This is a genomic window from Sorangium sp. So ce406, assembly GCF_051474675.1.
GTDB lineage: Bacteria > Myxococcota_A > Polyangia > Polyangiales > Polyangiaceae > Sorangium > Sorangium cellulosum_G.
Genome location: NZ_CP150340.1, coordinates 9,758,994 through 9,779,359, shown reverse-complemented (window position 1 = coordinate 9,779,359; position 20,366 = coordinate 9,758,994). Strand labels below are relative to the sequence as shown.

The window sequence follows — 20,366 nt, the reverse complement described above, 5'->3', positions numbered from 1 at the left end:
ACGGAAGCGCGGGCGTCGCGGCGTCGCAGCGGCGTCTTCCCCGCGCGGCGCGGGCCCGTGTATCGTCTCGTCATGGCGAATGAGGCGCTCGTCCAGGCGGTCAAGTCCATCGTCACCCTTGCGCGCGGGGGCGACCTCGACGCCGCCTACCGGGGGTACCGCGATCTCTTCCAGAAGCCCGAGTTTCTCAAGCACCGGCCCGAGGACCAGCGGCAGGTGCTGCGGCTCATGATCCTCGCCAAGGGCGTCCCGTCGACGCCGACCGACGCGATGATCGAGGCCCACCGCGCCGCGGTGCCCGCCCTGACGGAGCTCGTCTCGATCCACGGCGACCCCGGCGACCACGAGCTCCTCGGGCTGTGCCACGTGGTGCTCGGCAACCTCGAGAGCGCCGACAAGATCTTCCGCGCCGGCCTCACCATCGAGCGCGAGCGCAACCCGCAGAGCGACCTGTGCGGCACGCTGATGAAGCGGATCTCGCTGCTGTAGCCCCGCGCGTCGGCGGCCCCGCCCCGGGGCGCCGAGCGCGGCACTAGTTTCCTGCGGCACCCGTCCTGTTAGGATGCGCCCTGGGCGCCGGGGTGTGCGCCGTCAGGGAGTCCATGTACGTCATTGCGGTCGCGAGCCAGAAGGGCGGCGTGGGAAAGACCACGATTTCCCTCAACCTGGGGCTCGCCCTCGCGCGTGCCGGCCATCGCGTGTTGATCCTCGAGGTCGACGCGCAGGGGAGCCTCGGGCTGTCGCTGGGCCTCGCCGACCGCGCGCGCCCGGGCATCGCGGAGCTGCTCACGGGCGCCGAGCGCCTCGAGTCGGTGCTGCTCCGGACGCGCGATCCGCAGCTCCAGGTGCTCACGGTCGGCCGCGTCGACCCCACGACCGTCGCGGGCTTCGAGGACGCGCTCGCCCGCGCGCCCGTGCTCCCCAGCGTGCTCGCGCGGCTCGCGCCGGACTTCGACGTCGTGGTCGTCGACTGCCCCGCGGGGCTCGGCAAGGTCACGACGCGGGCGCTCGAGGTGGCGACGCACGCGCTCATGCCTCTCCAGGCCGAGCCGCTGGCGCTCCGCTCGGTCGGCCAGCTCCTCGCGGTGATCGACCGCGTCCGCGCCGAGAAGAACCCGCGCCTCTCGCTCATCGGCATGGTGCTGTCGATGTTCGACCGGCAGGCGCCCGCGTCGCTCGACGTCGCCGAGGCGCTCTGGACCAGGTTCCCCGACGGGATCATCCTCGACACCGTCATCCCGCGCGACGGCGCGTTCCTCGAGGCGTCGCTCCGCGGGGCGCCGCTCCTGCTGATGCAGAAGCGGCCGCCGCCGCTCGCGCGGGTCTTCGATCAGCTCGCGAACGACGTGCTCGTTCGCCTGGAGCCCACCTCGCCGGACGATGACGATGGCCCGATCTCGCTCCTCCTTTGACATCGACGGCGCCGTCGCCACCGCGGCGGCGCTCGTCAAGCGGCCGAGGCCCCGCAAGGCGCGGGCGCCGTCGATCGCGCCCGCGGCCGCGCCGCTCGTGTCGTTCGAGTCGCGGCCGCCGCCCACGCGGCCGGAGCCGGAGCCGATCTCCTCGCCGCCGATGTCGCCGCTGTCGCCGCTGTCGCCGGCGTTCGAGGAGCTCGCGCCGTCGAGCGATCTCCTGCCCCTGTCGAGCGCGGGCGCGAGCGGCGAGATCGGCCTCCGGAGCGCGCTGCCCCCCTCGGCCGACGACGTCGACTCGCGGCACGGCGCGGCGCTCGATCTACCGTCGCCCGCCTCGTCGGCCTCGTACGCGGCCCTGTCCGGGCCGCGCGCGGAGCGGCTCGACGACGCGATCGCGGCGCTCGCGGCGGGCCGCGCGCCGCGCTTCCCGGACCTCTCCGCCGCCGGGCCGGTCGCGCGCTGCGAGCGGGTGATCGAGTGGATCGCCGAGGCGACCGGCGCGACGGACGTGTTCCTCGCGGACGCGGCCGGGCTCCCGTTCGCCGGCGCGATCCGCGACACGGAGGCGAGGCTCGCCGCCTCGGGCCTCATCGCGTCCGCGATCGGCTCGCTCGTCGCGGCGCTGCCCGGCGCCCCGTCGCAGCGCTTCGAGCTCTGCGCCGGCGACGGGCCGTTCTTCCAGCTCATCGGGTTCCAGGTGCGCTCCGCCGCGTACATCGTCGGCCTGATGCGCCCGAGCCCGCTCATGCCGCGCGAGGCGCACGCCGTCCGGATCGCGTGCCAGCACGCGCTCGACGCCGCGGTCGGGGTCGTCGGGTGAGCGCGGACCACGGCGAGCCCTCGCTCGATCGTGGGCTCACGGCGGTCGCGGGCGCGCTGGACGACGACGATCCGCTCGCCCCGATCGCGCTCGACAGCATCGGCTACGGCGTCGCCGGCCTCGACGCGATCGTGGTGTTCCACCTCAGCGACGCGCGCGTCCACGCCGTGTTCGTCCGCGAGGGCGCGCCGCTCTCGCCCGCGGACGTGGCCGCCGGGCTCCGCGACGCGTACCTCGGCAGCCAGCTCGCCGCCCAGCGGCTCGTCCCGGAGCGCGAGGGGCAGGCCCGATCGAGCCGCGCCCGCGGCGCGCGCGCGTCGAGCAAGCCGCCCGGATCGCAGGGCCGCGCCGAGGAGCTCCCGGACCCGGTGGTCACGCTGGAGCTGAGCGGCAGGACCGTGCTCCTGCGCCGCGTCCGCGCGTGCGTCGTCGCGAGCCTGTTCGACGCCACGATGCCGCTCGGCATGGCGCGGCTCGTGGCGCAGCGGCTCGCCGCGACGCTCGCGCCCGAGCTGCCGCTCGAGGAGCCGCCCGAGGAGATGCTGAGCGACCCGCCGGGGTTCTTCGACGATCCGCTCAGCGCCGACACGGTGGACGATCTCGTGCGCGGGGTCGCGCGCTCGGCGCCGCCGCGCGGCTCGTCCAGCAGCATCCCGTCGCGCCGGAGCAGCGGGACGCCGCCGCCGGTCGAGCCGCCCTCGGCCGAGGTCGCGCGGACCGAGCGGCTGCTCGCGCTGCTCGAGTCCCGCGCGCCGGAGCCGCACGTCGCGCGGCTGCGTCTCGCGCTGCGCGCCGGGCTGACGCCGCTCGCGCTGGAGCACCCGGACGAGCTCGGCGCGGAGGCGGTCTTGCTCATCGAGACGGCGGTGGCGGACATCCTCGGCCTGGAGCGCGCCGCGCTGCGGAGGCTCCTGTGACGTCGCTCCGGCAAGGCCTGCGGGGTCGCATCGAGGGCCCCCTCGACGATCTGCTCGGCCCGATCGAGCCGCACTGCCTGCTCCACGTGGCGGATCAGCTCGTGATCGCGCACTCGCACCACTTCTCGCTCTTCCTGGAGCAGACGATCTTCGACGCGCTGGGCGGGGAGAGCCGCGGCGTGCGCCGGCAGGCGGCGTTCGAGGCGGCGCACGCGCTGCTCGGCCCCCTGTACGCGGAGCGCCACGGCGCCTCGCCGCGGGAGAAGCTCGAGCTTGCGGCCGATCTGTTCGCCGCGATGGGGCAGGGGCGGCTCAGGTTCGAGCTGAGCGCGGAGGGCGGCGCGGTGCACGCCGCGTCGCTCTTCCACGGGACGAGCTTCCTCGCGAAGTACGGCGGTCGGATCCAGAACCGGATGGTCATGGACGCGTTCGCGTCCGGCTACTGCGCGGCGGCGGCGAGCCTCGCGTTCCCGTCCGACTGGGGGCGGCTCGACGCGGACGAGGTGACGTGCGTCGCGCGGGGCGACGCGGTCTGCACGTTCCTGCTCACGCGGCGGTCGGAGCGGCCGCGCTTCGGCGAGGCGCTGACGCGCAAGGTGGTCGAGTCGGCGCGGGTGAGCTGGGCGTTCGAGGGCGGCGCCGCCGCGCGGGCGCGGCGCACGGGGATCGCGATGCTCGAGGAGCTCGGGGCGCTCCGGGCGGACGAGCGCGGCCTCATCTCCGCGTACGGCGTGAACCTGGCGCTCTTGCCGGTGGGGTACGTGCATCAGAAGACGTTCGACACGGTGCACCTCATCGAGCGGCGGTCTCCGGAGCTGGTCCCGGTGTTCGAGGCGCTCGTGCGGGAGGCGGCGCAGACGGGCGCGTTCCACCTGCTCGGGGGGATGCTCGCGTCCGCGTCGTTCGAGGCGGCGTGCGGCCCGGTGGGCCGGGACCAGCACGAGCGCCTGGAGCAGCTCCTCGGGCTGGCCCGCGCGCTCGGCTGGGGGGCGCTCTCTGCGCCGGAGTTCCAGCCGGGCCGGGTGCTGGTGCTGCGCGCGCCGATGACGCACGAGAGCGCGTATTACGCGATGAAGCACGGCCCCACGGCGCGGGGGCGGCTCCTGTTTCAACAGGGGACGGCGCTCGCGATCATGCAGCTCCTGCACCGCGTGGATTTCGAGACGGAGCGGCCCATCGACGCGGAGACGTACGGCGCGCTGTTCAAGCTGGGGACGCGGTTCCGGGTGCAAGAGACGAAGTCGCCGCTCCGGGGCGATGAGGCGTGCGAGGTGAGGGTGGAGGCGGTCGAGGACAGGTGGTGACGACCTCGTCTGAATCCAGCGCCTGGATCTCGTGACGACCTTGCAGGAACACACCGCTGTTGAACAGGACCTCTGCGCCCGGCGGCGCCCTGGATGCGGTGCTCACGGACTGACATCCTCCTGGCTCCCGAGTCGGCGCGCGGGCGCGAGTCGACCCGATCTGCTATATAGCGCCAGTGCGGCCGTCGACGATCGAGCAAAGGAAGAGCGGGCATGGCGCATCCACCGAGCAGGAGGCGATCTCGATGAACATGGCCCCGCAGACGGCATCCTTTCTCCAGGGCTCTCCGACAGCGCTGGCCGTCCTCCTCTCGGCGCTCGCGCTCGCCGGGTGTACCGCGATGCCCGAGTTCATCGGCAGGACGAGCGACGCCGCCGGGACGGGCGGCGGCTCCTCCGGGACCGGCCTGGGCGGCGACCTCCCGCCGGCCGGCGGATCGACCCAGGACGCGTCCTCCTCGAGCGGCGGGCAAGCCGGCTGCGAGCCGCGGCTCGCAGGGGTGGTGCGCGACTTCAAGGCGTACGGCACACCCGGCGGGCACCCGGACTTCGAGCGCTTCGAGGGCGCGGGCTTGACGGGCATCGTCGAGGCGGAGCTCGGCCCTGACCAGAAGCCGGTGTACGCCCACGAGGGCCCGACGGAGTTCACGGAGGGGCCCGAGTACTTCGATCAATGGTTCCGGGACGTCCCGGGGGTCAACCGCTCGAACCAGTTCACCGTCCCGCTCAACGTGAGCGATGACGTGTTTCGTCTCTTCACCAGCAGGGCGTTCTTCCCCGCCGACGGCGAAGGCTGGGGGAACCAGGGCAGGGACCACAACTACGGCTTCACGTTCGAGCTCCACATGAGCTTCCGGTACAGGGGCGGGGACGACTTCACCTTCGGTGGCGATGACGACATCTGGGTCTTCATCAACAACCAGCTCGTGATGGATCTGGGCGGGGTCCACGGCCAGATGTTCGACACCCTCAATCTCGACGCGATGGCCGACGAGCTCGGCCTCGAGGTCGGCAAGGACTACCCGCTCGACATCTTCTTCGCGGAGCGCCGCAGCGGCGGATCGAGCTTCATGATCTCGACGCTCAAATACACGAACTGCGAGCCGATCATCCTGTAGCGGCAGACCCGCCCGCCACTTGCACGGGAGCGCCTTGGCGAGCTCGATCGCGTCGAGCCGGGGTGTCGTGGACCGGAGGCTCCAGGGGCTCTCGGGCGCCTGGACGCGACGCGCCTACCTCGCGGCAGCGCCCCTCGCGCGCCTCGCCGCGCGGCGGGCGGGTTGTCCAGCGAGCCCTCGGCGCAGCGCCGCGAGGTGGTGCTCCGCGCGCGCCCCGAGGACGCCCGCGTCGACCGGCGGCCAGCGGAGGCCCAGGTCGTTCAGCGCCTGCGTGGTCCTCTCCAGGGCGTAGTGGCGCGTCGCGTCCGTGAACAGCGCCGCGAGCGCCTCCCCGGCGCGCCCGTCCCCCGCGCCGAGCGGCGCGGGCAAGAGCGCCGCCAGGCTCGCCAGGCCCTTCTCCGTCGGATAATGCGCGACCCTCTCCGTCAGGGCCTGCCAGAACTCGGCATAGAGCACGTTGCGCAGGCCGAACCCGCGCCGCGCGAAGGTCGCCAGGATGTCGTTGAAGGAGACGCTCTCCGGCTGGAGCACGTGGAAGCAGCCGCCTCGCGCGTCGTTGCTGCGCAGCACCTCGACGACGAAACGGCTCACGTGGTCCACCGGCGTATAGTCGAGCCGGATGGAGCTCTCGAAGGACAGGCCCAGCCGGAGGCAGGCCTGCAGCAGCACGTCGGCGAGCCCCCGCGGGTTCGGGGTGCCCTTGCTCGAGTGCGGCATGACCTCGCCGAGCCGGTAGACGGTGACGGGGATGCCTCGACTGCGGCCCTGAGAAAGGAGCCTCTCGGCCACCCACCTGGACTGGCTGTAACCGTCGGTCGGGAGCGACGCCTCGGACAGCTCTGCGTCCTCGGGGATCTTGCCCGCGGCGCGCGCGCGGGCGGACTCGGGAAAGACGCCGAGCGTCGAGAGGTGATGAACGGTCTTGGGCCGCCCGATGCCGGCGAGCCGGAGGAGCTCGACGGTGCCTCCCACGTTGGCGGCGCGATGGGCCTCGTAGTCGTTCAGCGGGTTCACCAGCGCGCCGCTGTGCACGAGGGTGTCCAGCGTCTGCGCCAGCCCGTCGAGCACCTCCGGCGAGAGGCCGAGCCCCGGCTGGCTCAGGTCGCCCACCACCGGGACAATCCGGGGGACGAAGGACTCGTCCCACAGCCCGTGGTGCCTCAGGTTGGCCTGCACCCGGCTCATGGCCTCCGGCGCGCTGGCGCTGCGGACGAGGCAGAGCACGCGCACGTCGCGGAGCCCCAGCAGATCGTGCAGGAGATGGGCGCCGATGAAGCCGGTCGCCCCGGTGAGCAGCACGTTGCGGGGGCCCCGGTGCCCTGGGCCGGACGGGGCAGAGATGTCCGGAGGGAGCACGAGATCCTCGAACAGGTGGGGGATGGTCCCATCTTCGGGGGAGCGAGCTGGCCGTCCGTTGAGCCCCACGAGCAATTTGCACCTGCTGTCCGGAATGAGCCCTTCGACCGATTGATGCCTCCAGGGGCAGCGGTCCTTCACGCCAATTTGCCTCTCGCGGGGGCGACGGCGCGGCTCAGGGGCCCCCGCGGGCTGGTCGTCGGGCGACGCGACTCGGCCGGGCGCTCTCCTCGTGAACGTGTGGCCCTGGCCTGCTGCGCTGCGCGTCAGTGCGCCGCTGCGTGCCGCTGCGGCCTCGCGTTCCAGACGCGGGTCGCCAGCGCGAAGCCGATGAGGGCGACGGGGAGCATGGCGATGGGCCATGGCATCCAGTTTCCCGGGTCCTTCGCCGCGTCGCCCGAGGGCAGGATGCTCGCGTAGAGGAACGACTGCGCTGCCGTGCCCAGGTAGACGAATCCGTCGATGATGCCGGTCGCGACGCCGGCGTTCTTCTTTCCGCCGAAATCCATGCTCGCGGTCCCGGAGAGCATGCCGTGGACGCCGATCACGCAGAGGGACATGAACACGACGGTCCACCCCGCGATGGGGAGGCTCAGCGTGAAGAGGACGATCACCGCGCCGAGCACGAGGCCCCCGTACAGCACCGAGGCCACCGGTCCGCGGCGCGACTCGAACACGTGATCGGAGATGAAGCCGGCGAAGACGCCGCCGAGGATGCCGGCGATGCAGAGGAGCACGCCCCAGTGCGTCGACACGAACCCCTTGAGCCCCGTCTTGTCCGCGAAGATGAGGTACCACTTCATCACCGCGTTGCGGAGGAAGCCGCTGCAGAACTCGATGGCGACGATGATCCAGATGACCTTTTGCGAGAACATGCGCCTCGCGACCTCGACGGGGCCGAGCTGCTCGCCGGTGTCGCCCGACGAGGCGTCGGCCGTGTCGAAGTCCTTGAATCCGGCGTGGCCTGGCGTGTCGCGGATGAGGGAGAAGTCGAGCGCCGCGAACCCGAGCAGCAGCAGGGCGGGGACGTGGAAGACCCACGGCATCGGCAGGACCTTCGCGATGAACCGGCTCCAGTCGTACGCGAAGTAGAGCCCCAGCGAGATCAGGATACCGAAGACGCCGCCGAGCATCCCGCGCTCGCGGACGTGGAACCACGGCGCGTTCACCTTGACGATGGATACGGCGCCGAAGCTCTGGAAGTACATGTTGCCCGCGAACAGCGCCGTCATCGCGGTGATGGCCGCGTCGTGTCCGAGCTGGCCCTCCTGGGCGAAGCGGACCGCCGTGCCCATGAGCGCGTTCATGAGCGCCGACCCGCCCGCGGCGAGGAGGATGGTGACGCGCCCGCCCCACCGGTCGGTGAGCGGCCCGTTCAGCAGGAAGGCGATCCCGTAGACGGCCGAGCCCCAGCCGTCGATGTTCCCGAACTCCTGCTTGCTGACGAGGTGCATCGCGTCGAGCGCCGACGCGTTGGCGGAGAAGTTGTACCGCCCCATGTAGAGGAAGGCGTAGGTGAGCCCGAGCGGAAACCAGTTGAAGAACCGCCTCCGCCGGAACTCCGCCGAGTGTCCGAGGTCGATCTTCGGCAGCCGCCGCATGACGACCGCGATGGCCGCGAGCAGCAGAAGGATCGGCAGAAGCTGATTGAGCCACGCAGGCATGGATCGCCCTCCGGCCGCCGACGATAACGGCCCTCCGCACCAGCGGCTACGCCTTCGCGAGAATCCAGCCTCGCCCGCTCGCTACCTCGGCGGGCCCCCGCCACCCGGCCCCCCCCGGGTCCGGATCACCCTCCGCGCCCGCGGAAGATCGCGTGGCGGAAGTAGTTGATCTGGCTCTTGGCGAACTCCTTCGCCGCGTCCAGCCGGTCCCCGTCGCGCGACGAGCTGCGGATCAGGAGCTCCCCGTTCTCGTAGAGCTCCCGCGTCTTGCTCCGCTGGAGCTTCCCGCTCGACGTCTTCGGCAGCACGCCCATGCCGACGGCCACCACGTCGTCGACCGTGAGCCCCATGGCCTGCTGCACCACGCGGCGCACCTCGCCCTTCAGCGCCTGCTTCTCCTGCTCGTCCGACGCCCCCGTCTCGAAGGCGATCACCACCCGCTCGCGGTCGTTGTGCGGCTTCATCGTCCCGAACGCGATGACGTTGCCCTTCCGCACCCCGGCGACGCGGCTCGCCTCCCACTCGAGGTCCTGCGGGTAGTAGTTGCGCCCGTTGACGATGATGACCTCCTTCGAGCGCCCGCAGATATAGACCTTGCCCTCCGCGAGATACCCGAGGTCCCCCGTCCGCAGCCACCCGCCCGCGAACGCCTCCTTCGTCATGTCCGGATCATTGAAGTAGCCGGGCATCACGCTCGGGCCCCGCAGCCTGAGCTCACCGACCTCGCGGTCGCCGAGCGGCCGCGCGCTCTCCGCGTCGTCCGACGCGAACACCGCGATCTCGTGCCCCTCGAACGCCGACCCGCACTGCACGAGCGCCGACGCGCCGTCGCTGTCGGCCGGGACGGGCACCGCCTTGCCCTCCTTCCAGAGCGTCTCGCCGTCGACCGAGTCGGTCTGCAGCCCCGTCCCGAGCGCGCTGAACGACACCGCCAGCGTGCTCTCGGCCATCCCGTACGAGCAGACGAACGCCTTCTCGTCGAACCCGACCGACGCGAACTTCTCCGCGAACGCGCGCAGGTTGTCCGCCCGGATCGGCTCGGCGCCGCAGCCGGCCACCCGCCATGTCGACAGATCCAGCCCGGCCATGTCCTGCTCCCGGATCCGCTTCACGCAGAGCGCATAGGCGAAGTTCGGGCCGAACGACACGTTGCCCCGGTGGCGCGTGATCGTCTCCAGCCAGCGCACCGGCCGCTTCAGGAACAGGAGCGGAGGCAGGAACGACACCGTGTTGACGTAGTAGAGCGGCGCGATCACGAAGCCGATGAGCCCCATGTCGTGGTAGAGCGGCAGCCACGACACGCCGGTGTCCACCGACCCGCGCACCCCGAGGCCGAGCTCCACGATCGCCCGCACGTTCGCCGCCAGGTTCGCGTGCGTGAGCACCACGCCCTTCGGGCGCGACGTCGAGCCGCTCGTGAACTGGAGGAAACACACGTCGTCGAGCTCGACCTTCACGGGCCTGAGCTCCTCGCGGGAGCCGCGGATGCCCTCGACCGCCACGACCTGCTGGAGCTCCGGCGCCTGCGCCTGGATCGTGCCGAGCATGCGCTTGATCTCGGCGCTCGTGAGCAGGACCTTGGCGCCGCTCTTCGCGACGATGTGCAGGGTGTTCTCGAGGTAGCCCGTCAGCTTGCCGAGGCCGGTCGGCGGGTAGATGGGCACCGGGACGACGCCGGCGCGGATCGCGCCCAGGAAGGAGAAGATGAAGTCGGCGTTGTCCGGCAGGATCAACGCGACGCGATCGCCCTTCTGGAGCCCGAGCGCCTGGAGCGCGCCGCCGAGGCGCGCGCTCGCCCGCTCGATGCCGCCATGCGTGAAGAACGGCTCGTTTTCGCTCGACTCCTCGATGAAGCGATAGCCCGTCTTCGTGCTCGCCGCTGCGTCCTCGATCGCCTGAGCGACCGTCCGCGCTTTCCAAACAGCCGTCATCCCGAGAGCCTTCCTTCGTTCTTGAGCCTGAGCTCGATGGCCTTGACGACGTCGGCGACCGTGTCGACCTCGCGCAACATGTCGTCGGGGATGGAGAGGTCAAACTTATCCTCCATGTCCGCGACGATCTCCATCACCCCCAGCGAGTCGAGGCTGAGGTCGGCGACCAGATGGCTCGACTCCTCGATCTTCACCTCGCCGGCCGTGTGTCCTTCCAGGAGCTGGATGATCTCTGCCCGCAATGTCTCCCGTGTCCACGTCATCGTACGGTCCTACCCCAACTGCGGCGTGGCGAGGAGGGGCTTGCGGCGGCGGCGCGGCGCTCGAATGCGGCCGCGTACCCCCTGAACAGACGATGGCGCTGCATCAGGGACGGGCGGCATCGATGATCTCGCGGAGCCGACTGAGCCCCTCGAGCGCCCTCGCCCCATACCACATGAGGTCCTTGCCATCGCACCGGATCACGTGGCCGCGGCGGGCGGCGGGGATATCGAGGGAGCGAAATATTGCCGCGTCGGCGTCGGTGAACGCGTGCGGCTCGTCGGGCAGCAGCACGATGTCCGGGGCGCGGGCGATCACCTCCTCGAGGGTCACGCGGGGGTAGCGGAGGTCGCGGCCCTCGACGCGCTCGGGCGGGAGCGCCGGCGCCTTGCCGAGGTCGGCGGCGAGCGGGTAGCGCCGCGGCCGGTCCGCGAAGACGTTCTGCGCGCCGGCGAGGTCGAGCATGTCGGAGATGAACGTGTCGCCGTGCACCGTCATCAGCGGGTCCATCCAGATCGGGATGAAGGCGCGGACCGGCGGGCGCTCGCGGCGCCGCGCCTCGGCCGCGGCGTGGGCGCGGTACGCGGTCGCGACCAGCTCGCGCGCGGCGGCCGACGGCGGCGGCGCGGCCGGGGCGCCGTCCTCCGGCGCCGCCGCCGCGGGGCGCGCGGGCGCCGCGGAGTGGCCGAGCAGGCGCGCCAGCCGGGCGAGGTGCGCGACCCCGTCGGCGACGCGCCGCGGGAACGAGACGAGCACCCGGAGGCCCGCCGCGTCGAGGCGCTCGATGTCGCGCTTGCTGTTCTCCTCCTGGTTCGCGACGACGACCTCGGGGTCGAGCGCGACGATCCGGTCGACGTCGGCGTCCTTGGTGCCGCCGACGGGCTCGATGCTCTCGACGCCCTCCGCGGGCGCGACGCAGTAGCGGGTGCGGCCGACGAGGCGGCCCTTCGCGCCGAGCCGGAGGAGCGAGTAGGTGTCGCTCGGGACGAGCGAGACGATGCGCTGCGGCGGGGTCCGCCACTCGTGCTTGCGCCCCCGGTCGTCGACGATGCGGATGAACGACCCGGCGAACGACGGGCCCCAGCCTGCGCTGAACGTCATGCGCCGGATGTAGCCCGTCGCCGCGCGCGCTGCACGCGGCGCGGCACGGTGAGGGCTGCCGCCGCGCGGGCCGGCGCCGCGCGGGCCGGGCGCCGTCCGGGCCGGGGGTCGGGCGGCTGCTTAGTTGGCCCGTCCGGGCGAAGTCTGCGAACGAGGGCGCGTGCAGATCGATCGCCTCGATGTGCGTCGCGGAGGCACGCTCCCGTACCCGCCTTCTGGCCTGCCGCCGCTCGCCCTCGGCCCCGGGCGCGACGAGCCCGCCCGCAGCGCGTCCCCGTCCGGCGGGGGCCGGGCGGCGCGCGAGCGGGGGATCGGGCGGCTGCTGCCGTGCCGACTGGGCCGCTACACGCTCTTCGACCACATCGGCCAGGGAGGGATGGCCGACCTCTACCTGGCGCGGGTGCGCACCGACCTCGGCGCCGCGCGCCTCGTCGCCATCAAGGAGGTCGCCCCGAGGTTCGCGCACGACCCGCGCTTCGTCGAGATGCTCGCGAGCGAGGCCCGGCTCGCCGCGGGGCTGCGGCACGCGTCCATCGTGCAGGTCGAGGACCTCGGCCGCGAGGACGGCGCGCTGTTCATCGCCATGGAGTACGTCGAGGGCTTCGACCTGCGCGAGCTGCTCCGCCGCTGCGCGCGCCAGAAGGTGAAGCTCCCGGTCGCGTTCTCGCTGCTGATCGTCGTCGAGGCGCTGCAGGCGCTCGCCTACGCCCACCGCAAGGGCGTCGTGCACCGCGACGTCTCGCCGTCGAACGTGCTGCTGAGCTTCGAGGGCGAGATCAAGCTCTGCGACTTCGGCATCGCCCGCGCGCACGAGCGCAGCGGGGGGACGCTGGACGAGGCGCTGCAGGGCAAGGCCGGCTACATGAGCCCCGAGCAGGCCCGCGGCGAGCCGCTCGACGCGCGGTCCGACCTCTTCGCGACCGGCATCCTGCTCTGGGAGCTGCTCGCCGGCCGGCGGATGTACAGCCCGGGCCCCGGCGCGTCGCTCTCGAAGGAGGAGGCGCGCGGCGAGCTGCTCGAGCTCGCCCGGCGCGCGGAGATCCCGCCGCTCGTGGAGCGCGGGCTCCCGGAGGAGGCGGCGCTCCACGCGATCGTGGCGCGGGCGCTCGCGGTGGCGCCCGACGACCGCTACCCGAGCGCGGCGGCGATGCTGCGGGACGTCGCCGCGTACGCGGCCGCGGCCGAGCTGACCGCGAGCCCGCTGCGCTTCGGCGCGTGGCTGCGCGACAACTTCGGCGCGGAGATGGTCGCCGCCCGCCGGGCGCGCGAGCGCGCGGTGCGGGCGCTGGAGCTCGGTCCGCCCGCGGTGCTCGAGCCGGTCGCGACCGCGGCCGCCGCGCCGGGCGCGATGGCGGCGGCCGCCGCGCCGGTGGCCCCGGCGGCCTGCGCGCCGCGCGCCAAGCCCGCCGCGCTGGTCGCGGCAGCGCCGCCATCCCCGTGGGCCAGGGCGCAGCGCCCGGTCGCGCTCCCGCCGCAGCGCGCGCTCGCGCCGCTGCTCCTGCACTGCGCGCTGCTGTTCGCCCTCGTCGCGCTCTGCATCGCCGGCTGCTACTTCGCGGCGCGCTAGCGACCCGTCACGAGGGCTCGGCGATCGGCGCCTCCGGCACGGGGATCTGCGTCTCCGGCCTCCGCTCGCACGCGTCGTTGCTGACGCCCACGCCGTAACGATAGATGAGCTCGCCGCCGAGCCAGCCGCTGGCGCCCGCGAGGCCGAACCCCGCGGTCGAGAGCGCGATGCCGAGGGGCCGCAGCCCGGCCGCCCGCGAGGCCAGCGAGGCGCCGTACAGGCCGGCGATCGCCATGTTCATGGCGCCGTGGACGAAGCCGATCCGCTTCGCCGGCCCGAGCGTCGTGCTCCAGTCGGCGAGCCCGGCGACCGCCGCCACCACCGCCCCGGCGAGGCCGATCGCCGCGGTCGCGTCCGCTCCCCGGTGGAGCTTGCGCCGGCCGATGCCGGCGAAGTCGAGCACGAGCGCGCACGACCAGGCGCCGATGGGGACGGTCACCAGCACCGGGTGCAGCGGGTGCCCGAGGAACTTGCCGTGGAGCACCTTGGCCACCGCGGGCGCTCGCCCGAGGACGGACTGGATGCCGCGCTGCAGCGGGTTCGCGATCCGGTCGATCCAGTCCTGCTCTTCGATGCCCCCCAAGACTGCGGTTCCGATCATGTTCCCTCCTCGAATGCGCGCGTCGCTCGCGCACATTCACAGCTCCTTGCGCCCGCGCCGCCGGCGTCCAGCGGTGAACCTCACCTGACGCACGAGCAATCAGCGGACCCCGCGCGAGCGGCTCGGGTGTTCCCATCGCCGCGCGACGCGCCCTGACCAGGCCGGCGCACTTCGCTTCTGCAAGGATGGGATGCCGAGATTTCAGATCCGAAACGGGAAACACCGTATCTGGAGCGAAATACGTTCCGATCGCGACCATCACGGATGGCATGGACGGTGCTCTCTGTCCGGACAGCGCTGCCGGCGCGGCCTTCCCCCCCCCGAGGCCCCGGCGGCGCTTTTTTTTGCCGCGCTGTCCCGCGCTGCAGGGCGCGCCGGCGCGAGCGCGCCGTGCGTTCCTCGTCCCGCGCGGCGTTCTCTGGTATCTCGCCCGTGCCGCGCCGCGCGCGGCCCTCCCGGAGCGATGCCCCTCCTCGCCGACGTCGCGGTGCCCGTCCCGCTCTCGCAGGCCTTCACCTACGAGGTCCCCGCCGCGCTCGCCGCCGAGGTGCGACCCGGGGCGCGGGTGCTCTGCGAGTTCCACCGGCGCAAGCTGCTCGGCGTCGTGCTCTCGGTGAGCGAGCGCAGCACGGCGATCGATCCGTCCAGGATCAAGCCGCTCGCGGCGCTCGTCGACGCGCGCCCGGCGCTGCCGGCCGAGCTGCTCTCGTTCCTGCAAGAGCTCGCCGCCTACTACTTCGCGCCGATCGGCGAGGTGCTCCGCCTGGCGCTGCCGGCGATCGAGCGCGAGCAGGTGCGGGCGCTCAAGGCCCAGGGGGAGCTCGACGGCGTCCTCGACCTCGGCCGGGCCAAGCAGGTGGGCGGCCGCAAGGTCGCCTTCGCGCGGGCGACGGACGCGATCGAGGAGCCCGGCACGCTCCGCGGGCAGGCCGCCGCCCTGCTCGCGCTGCTCCGGGCGAACGGCGAGCAGCCGGTCGCGCGGCTCGAGGAGCGCTTCGGCAACGCGCGCAGCGCCCTCAAGAAGCTCGCCGAGCGGGGCCTCGTCGCCCTCGACGAGCGCGAGCCGCCGCGCGACCCGTTCTTCCGCCTCGCCGAGGCGCGCGACGTGCCCCCCGAGCTCAACGCGGCGCAGGCCGAGGCCGCCGCGCGCATCGACGCGGCGCTCGCGGCGGCCGCCGGGGAAGGGGAGCCGCGCGCGGGCGCCCCGCACGAGCCGCGGCCCGCCGGGCCGAGCGCGTTCCTCCTCTTCGGCGTGACCGGCTCCGGCAAGACGGAGGTGTACCTGCGCGCCATCAAGAGCTGCCTCGAGCGGGGCCGCGGCGCCCTCGTGATGGTGCCGGAGATCGCCCTCACCCCGCAGCTCGTCGCGCGCTTCCGCGCCCGCTTCGGCGACGAGCTCGCCGTGCTGCACAGCGGCCTCAGCGACGCCGACCGCCACGCGATGTGGTCGAGCCTGCACGGCGGCAAGGTGCGCGTCGCCATCGGGGCGCGCTCCGCCCTGTTCGCGCCGGTGCCGGACCTCGGCCTCATCCTCGTCGACGAGGAGCACGACGGCTCGTTCAAGCAGGAGGAGGGCGTGCGCTACCACGCGCGCGACATGGCGCTGCTCCGCGCCCACCGCGCCGGCGCCGTGTGCGTCCTCGGCTCCGCCACGCCCTCGATCGAGTCGGTCGCGCTGGTGCGCCGCGGCAAGCTCACCGAGCTGCGCCTGCCGGACCGCGCGCACCGCGAGGCCAGCCTCCCCGAGGTCACGCTCGTCGATCTCCGCCGCTTCGGCGCCGGCCCCTCGGGCGACCCGCTGATCTCCCTGCCGCTGCACCGCGCGCTCGAGAAGACGCTCGCGGCGAAGGAGCAGGCGATCCTGTTCCTGAACCGCCGCGGCTTCGCGCCGAGCGTCGTCTGCGGCTCGTGCGGGACGCTGACGACGTGCGACGCCTGCTCGGTCGCGCTGACGTACCACCGCGGCCGGCGCCGCGACGCGCCCGCGGGGGTGAGCGCGGCGGGCGCGGGCGCGCCTCCGCCGGCCGGCGCGACCGCGCCGCCTCCGCCGGCCGGCGCGCCCGGGGCGGGCTCGCTCGAGGAGCGGCCGCAGGGGGGGCGGCTGCGCTGCCATTACTGCGACTACGCGGGGCCGCTGCCGGAGCGCTGCGCGGCGTGCGGCTCGCGGACCCTCTTGCTGGAGGGCCTCGGCACCGAGCGGCTCGAGGCGACGATCGCCGCGTCGTTCCCGGAGGCGCGCGTGGCGCGCCTCGACCGCGACGTCGCGGGCAAGGACCGGTCGCAGGCGATCCTCGCGCGCATGCGCGAGGGCAAGATCGACATCCTGGTCGGCACGCAGATGGTCACCAAGGGCCACGACCTGCCCAACGTGACGCTGGTCGGCGTGGTGAACGCCGACGCCGCGCTGGGGCTGCCCGATTTCCGCGCGGCGGAGCGCGGCTTCCAGCTCCTCGTGCAGGTGGCGGGGCGCGCGGGCCGGCGCGATCGCCCGGGCCGGGTGCTCATCCAGACGCGCAACCCCGAGCACCCGGCGATCGCGTTCGCCGCGGCGCACAACGTGCCCGGCTTCCTCGATCGGGAGATCCGCGATCGCGAGGAGGTGGGTTATCCGCCGGCCACGCGCCTGGCGCTGCTCCGGATCGACGCGGTCGACGAGGGCGTGGGCCGCGGCGCCGCGGCCAAGCTGGCGGCCCACGCCCGCACCTGCCCGGAGGGGCTCGCGCGGCGCGTCGAGGTGCTCGGGCCGTCGGCGGCGCCGATCGCGCGCCTGCGGGGGAGGTACCGGTTCCGGGTGCTCCTCCGCGCGCGCGAGCGCGGCCCGCTCCGGGGGACGCTCGCGGCGCTGGCCGGGCTCATGCGGGACGGCCTCGACCGGAACGCGCGGGTGATCATCGACGTGGATCCCGTCGCGATGCTGTGACCGGCGTCGCGGCGCGCGCTAGCCCGGCGCGGCGAGCGCCGCGAGCTCGCCCGCGCTCGAGAGCCGCTCGAACTCCGCGCCCAGCCAGTCGAGGAACGCCGCGTCCCACGGCGGCCCTTCCGGCCGGCCGGCGACCGCCTCGGCGAGCTCCCGGTCCCAGCGGCCGTAGACCTCGCGGAGGAGGGCGTGCGCCCGGCGGCTCGCGCCGGAGGCCGGGTCTGCCCGGCCGTCCACGCGCTCGGCGAAGGCGTCCTCGCAGAGGAAGTAGTTGCACGTCGCGGCCCGCCGCTCGGCGGGGACGGTGCAGCCGCGCGGGCCGTGATAGACGCACTTCGCGCGCCGCGGGGCCGTGCGCTCCTCCCGCTTCCGGACGCGCCGGAGCTCGAGCCCGCGGCTCACGGGCAGCAGGTTGCCGGCGGCGATCTGCTCGAGCAGCCAGCCGCGACCGCCGAGGGAGACGATGCGACCGATGTCGGTCCAGTCGAGCTCTGGCGGGCTGACGCAGCAGCCCGCCGGGCCTTGCGGGCACTGGCTGCACAGGGTCGAGTGCAGCCGGGTGTGCTCTCCCGAGAGCTCCAGACGGATCATCGATGCCCTCGCCGTGGCTCCAGGGTCCGAGACACGCCATCGAGACAGCGCACGTCGATGTACATGGCTCGCCAGCAATGACAAAAGCGTTGCGCGGTTGCAAGGGTCCAGACCGGACGCGGGGCAGAAGCGACGCGCCCCGCGCGTCCTCCCGTACCAACATGGTGTTCCAGAAGCGCGAGAACTCGCACTCCCGGGCGCTCGTGGAGGAGCTGAATCAGTTATAGTAAGTAACGCACACCGGCGTGCGCGCGCGCCCGCGCGGCGCCGCGCGACGTCGAGAGAAAGGTGCGATCGTCCTTTTCTGGCCGCGGCGGGAGTTGATAGGCTGCGCCGGTCATGGGCGATACGCTTCCCAGGGAGGTCGGCCGGGCCATTCGCGTGCTCCGGCTGCTGCACGGGCTCAGCTACGCCGAATTCGCCGAGAAGGCGCGCCTCTCTGCGACATACCTGCGGCAGGTCGAGCGCGGCGAGCGCGACCTCGGGCTCGGGGCGCTGGCGCTCATCGCACAGGGGCTCAACTGCGATGCTCGACTCCTCCTTCCCGGCGACGGGCGGAGCCCGGTCTCCGCGGTCGTCGCCGATCGCTTCGACCGCGCGCCCGAGGCGCTCCAGGAGGCGCTCCTCTTCCTCCTGATCGAGCCGGACGACTCGCCGAAGAAGCAGGCCATCCTCGCGCTCATCAACGACGATCCGGAGCGCGCCCGGCCGCGCTCCCGGCCGCGGCCGGACGGGTCGCGGAGCGGGGCGCCCTCGTCGTCGAGCCGGCGCCCCGGGCGATGATCCGCTGAGCGCTCACGGGCGCGCCGACAGCGCGGACAGCAAGACGAGCGGCGGCGGGACGCTGGATACCACCGGACGGGCGCCGTTCCGGACCTCGATCCCGTCCATCGACGCGAGCCGCTGCGCGGCGAGGAGCTGAAAGGCGCTGAGCGCCCGCGTCCGCCGCTTGTAGGCCGTCGAGAGCGGGATTCCCGACTGGCTCGCGAAGTCGGCCATCGGGATGCCCTCGATGTCGTGCGCCATGAGGACCGCGCCGAGCTCTCCGTCGATCTCCCGGAGGACCGAGAGCGCAAACAGGCGATCGCACTCCGAGATGATCTGCTCCTCTGCCGATGGCTCCTCGAGCTCCGCCTCGAAGTCGTCCGGCAGCGGCACCTCCACCCGGCGCCGCGCGCGCTCCGCGTAGTGGGACGCGGTGTGGACCGCGATCCTGTTCAGCCAGCGGTCAGGCGGCCCGCGCGCCGGATCGTAGTTCCCGAAGCTCTCGTGCGCCGCGAGCATCACGTTCTGGGCGACGTCCCGGCGATCCCGGCGCGGCACTCCCAGCAGGCGCAGCCAGCGCCGCACGAGCACGATCGTTTTCTTGTTGAAGATCCGCCAAAAAGCCTTTTCCCTGTCGTTCGGCGGCTGTGCACCGTCGCCTCCATGCCCCGTGCCCGGCATCGCGTAACGATCGTTATCACAAGAAACGAAACTTGCAAAACGTGGCCGAAGCGATTGCGGGCAGAATTCCGCTTTGTGGGTGAGATAATGTAGGTGAAGGTGGTTGGTGCCGCCGGTGGCCTCGACGGCGCGTGTTGCGCGCAGGGAGGCTGAATCGTGGGAGAATGCGCCGTTCGACGATCGTGCTGAAGATGTAACGATCGTTCCTCTCCCGGTGCGGGTCGCGGGCGCCTCGGGCACGGCCGTTCGCGGCGCGCCGGGGCGGGGCTCGCCCGCGCGGATGCGGCCGCTTTCCCCGCTGGACGCCACCGCACCGCGCCGGTAGACAGGCCGCGCTCGATGCACACGCTCCCTCGAAGGATGCCGGCCTCCCGTCGGACCGGCGCCGCGCTGGTCCGCAGGGGCCCTGGTGAGGCGGTCACCGCCCATGTCGACTGACGCCGGGGATCCGGGGGCGGCGCGCCGCGACGAGGCGACGGCCGCGGCGGCAGGCGGCGCGGGGGAGGCCGCGGCGCCGCGCCCGCTGGTCGCCTACTTCGGGCGGCCCGGGACGTTCAGCCACGAGGTCGCTTCCCGGCGGTTCGGGCAGAGCGCGGACCTCGCGCCCCGGCGCACCATCTCGGAGGTGTTCGACGCCGTGGCCGCCGGCGCGGCGACCTACGGCGTCGTGCCGATCGAGAACGCGGTGGGCGGCCCGATCTACGACACCGTGGATCAGCTCATCCGCCGCGAGGGCACCGGCGCGGCGCTGGTCGTGTGCGAGGAGCTCTCGCTGCACGTCACGCTGTCGCTGCTCGGCAGGGGGGGCGTGACGCCGAAGCGCATCTATTCGCACTTCGTCCCGCTCAAGCACTGCGGCGACTGGCTCCGGCAGAACTACCCTGACGCGCAGATCCTCGAGGCGGAGAGCACCGCCGAGGCCGTCGAGCGCGCGGCGCAGGACGGCGAGGCCTGGGCGATCGGCAACAGGGGCGCGGCGGCGCTCTACAAGCTCGAGGTCCTCGTGCCGAAGCTCGGGGTGAAGGGCGAGAACATCACGCGGTTCTTCATCGTCGGCCGGGCCGAGGAGCCGCCGCCCTCGGGCGGGCGGACGCTGCTCCTGTTCGGGCTGGACCACCGCCCCGGCGCCCTGGTCTCGGCGCTGTCCGCGCTCGGCAAACACCATATCAACCTCACGCGCATCGTCTCGCGCGCGCTGCCGGACAGCCCGGAGGAGTACCTCTTCCTCGTCGAGTGCGAGGGCAGCACCAGGGAGCCAGCCTTCCAGGACGCGCTCGCGCTCCTCCAGCAGCACGCGACCGGCGTGCGCTCGCTCGGCTCGTTCCGCGTCAGCCAGAAGTACGAGTAGGCGCCCTGC

The 20,366-nt window shown here is 73.1% G+C and carries 18 protein-coding genes; 10 read left to right on the top strand and 8 right to left on the bottom strand.

Annotation, left to right across the window (positions count from 1 at the left end; all coding sequences use genetic code 11):
• Positions 1-72: 72 nt before the first annotated feature.
• The 6 genes from WME96_RS36690 (at position 73) to WME96_RS36665 (ending at position 5,574) form a co-directional block, all read left to right on the top strand.
• On the top strand, positions 73-489 hold the full coding sequence (locus WME96_RS36690) for a hypothetical protein (protein ID WP_061617236.1): 417 nt from the start codon (positions 73-75) through the stop codon (positions 487-489).
• Positions 490-602: 113 nt separating this feature from the next.
• Entirely contained in the window at positions 603-1,412 is an 810-nt protein-coding gene (locus tag WME96_RS36685; protein WP_061617235.1) for a ParA family protein, read from the top strand.
• Positions 1,387-2,235, top strand: a complete 849-nt coding sequence (locus WME96_RS36680; RefSeq protein ID WP_437286230.1) for a hypothetical protein — start codon at positions 1,387-1,389, stop codon at positions 2,233-2,235. The genes WME96_RS36685 and WME96_RS36680 overlap by 26 nt, the downstream gene beginning before the upstream one ends.
• Positions 2,232-3,152, top strand: a complete 921-nt coding sequence (locus tag WME96_RS36675) for a hypothetical protein (RefSeq protein WP_437286229.1) — start codon at positions 2,232-2,234, stop codon at positions 3,150-3,152. Before WME96_RS36680 ends, WME96_RS36675 begins: the two co-directional genes overlap by 4 nt.
• Positions 3,149-4,456 (top strand): hypothetical protein, encoded by a 1,308-nt coding sequence (locus WME96_RS36670; protein WP_437286228.1) that lies wholly within the window; start codon positions 3,149-3,151, stop codon positions 4,454-4,456. Before WME96_RS36675 ends, WME96_RS36670 begins: the two co-directional genes overlap by 4 nt.
• A gap of 176 nt (positions 4,457-4,632) precedes the next feature.
• Positions 4,633-5,574 carry a fibro-slime domain-containing protein gene (locus WME96_RS36665; RefSeq protein WP_437286227.1) on the top strand — a complete coding sequence of 314 codons (942 nt, stop codon included), beginning with the start codon at positions 4,633-4,635 and terminating at the stop codon, positions 5,572-5,574.
• A 114-nt stretch (positions 5,575-5,688) separates the two neighbouring features.
• Here WME96_RS36665 and WME96_RS36660 read toward each other — a convergent pair whose 3' ends face one another.
• The 5 genes from WME96_RS36660 to WME96_RS36640 form a co-directional block, all read right to left on the bottom strand.
• Positions 5,689-6,930: a thioester reductase domain-containing protein gene (locus tag WME96_RS36660; RefSeq protein ID WP_437286226.1), complete on the bottom strand. Its 1,242-nt coding sequence runs from the start codon at positions 6,928-6,930 to the stop codon at positions 5,689-5,691.
• A 266-nt stretch (positions 6,931-7,196) separates the two neighbouring features.
• The gene (locus tag WME96_RS36655) at positions 7,197-8,594 is read right to left on the bottom strand and encodes an MFS transporter (protein ID WP_437286225.1); all 1,398 of its coding nucleotides are present in this window, start codon (positions 8,592-8,594) and stop codon (positions 7,197-7,199) included.
• A gap of 125 nt (positions 8,595-8,719) precedes the next feature.
• Positions 8,720-10,525 (bottom strand): fatty acyl-AMP ligase, encoded by a 1,806-nt coding sequence (locus WME96_RS36650; RefSeq protein WP_437286224.1) that lies wholly within the window; start codon positions 10,523-10,525, stop codon positions 8,720-8,722.
• The gene (locus tag WME96_RS36645) at positions 10,522-10,788 is read right to left on the bottom strand and encodes an acyl carrier protein (RefSeq protein ID WP_012239660.1); all 267 of its coding nucleotides are present in this window, start codon (positions 10,786-10,788) and stop codon (positions 10,522-10,524) included. Before WME96_RS36645 ends, WME96_RS36650 begins: the two co-directional genes overlap by 4 nt.
• A 103-nt stretch (positions 10,789-10,891) precedes the next feature.
• Positions 10,892-11,887 carry a helical backbone metal receptor gene (locus WME96_RS36640; protein ID WP_437286223.1) on the bottom strand — a complete coding sequence of 332 codons (996 nt, stop codon included), beginning with the start codon at positions 11,885-11,887 and terminating at the stop codon, positions 10,892-10,894.
• Positions 11,888-12,047: 160 nt separating this feature from the next.
• Here WME96_RS36640 and WME96_RS36635 point away from each other — a divergent pair, with 160 nt between their 5' ends.
• On the top strand, positions 12,048-13,454 hold the full coding sequence (locus WME96_RS36635) for a serine/threonine-protein kinase (RefSeq protein WP_437286222.1): 1,407 nt from the start codon (positions 12,048-12,050) through the stop codon (positions 13,452-13,454).
• Positions 13,455-13,461: 7 nt separating this feature from the next.
• Here WME96_RS36635 and WME96_RS36630 read toward each other — a convergent pair whose 3' ends face one another.
• On the bottom strand, positions 13,462-14,055 hold the full coding sequence (locus WME96_RS36630; RefSeq protein WP_437286221.1) for a DUF2231 domain-containing protein: 594 nt from the start codon (positions 14,053-14,055) through the stop codon (positions 13,462-13,464).
• 463 nt (positions 14,056-14,518) lie between these two features.
• Here WME96_RS36630 and priA point away from each other — a divergent pair, with 463 nt between their 5' ends.
• Entirely contained in the window at positions 14,519-16,975 is a 2,457-nt protein-coding gene (gene priA / locus WME96_RS36625; RefSeq protein WP_437286220.1) for a replication restart helicase PriA, read from the top strand.
• Positions 16,976-16,993: 18 nt separating this feature from the next.
• On the opposite strand, the gene WME96_RS36620 is transcribed toward priA, so the two are convergent.
• A complete protein-coding gene (locus WME96_RS36620) occupies positions 16,994-17,563 on the bottom strand; it encodes a hypothetical protein (protein ID WP_437286219.1) in 570 nt (189 codons plus the stop codon).
• A gap of 339 nt (positions 17,564-17,902) precedes the next feature.
• On the opposite strand from WME96_RS36620, the gene WME96_RS36615 reads away from it, so the two are divergent.
• A complete protein-coding gene (locus WME96_RS36615) occupies positions 17,903-18,346 on the top strand; it encodes a helix-turn-helix domain-containing protein (protein WP_437286218.1) in 444 nt (147 codons plus the stop codon).
• Between the two features lie 12 nt (positions 18,347-18,358).
• On the opposite strand, the gene WME96_RS36610 is transcribed toward WME96_RS36615, so the two are convergent.
• Positions 18,359-18,919 carry an RNA polymerase sigma factor gene (locus tag WME96_RS36610; RefSeq protein ID WP_437286217.1) on the bottom strand — a complete coding sequence of 187 codons (561 nt, stop codon included), beginning with the start codon at positions 18,917-18,919 and terminating at the stop codon, positions 18,359-18,361.
• A gap of 517 nt (positions 18,920-19,436) precedes the next feature.
• Here WME96_RS36610 and WME96_RS36605 point away from each other — a divergent pair.
• Positions 19,437-20,357 (top strand): prephenate dehydratase, encoded by a 921-nt coding sequence (locus WME96_RS36605; RefSeq protein WP_437286216.1) that lies wholly within the window; start codon positions 19,437-19,439, stop codon positions 20,355-20,357.
• The last annotated feature ends 9 nt before the right edge of the window (positions 20,358-20,366 follow it).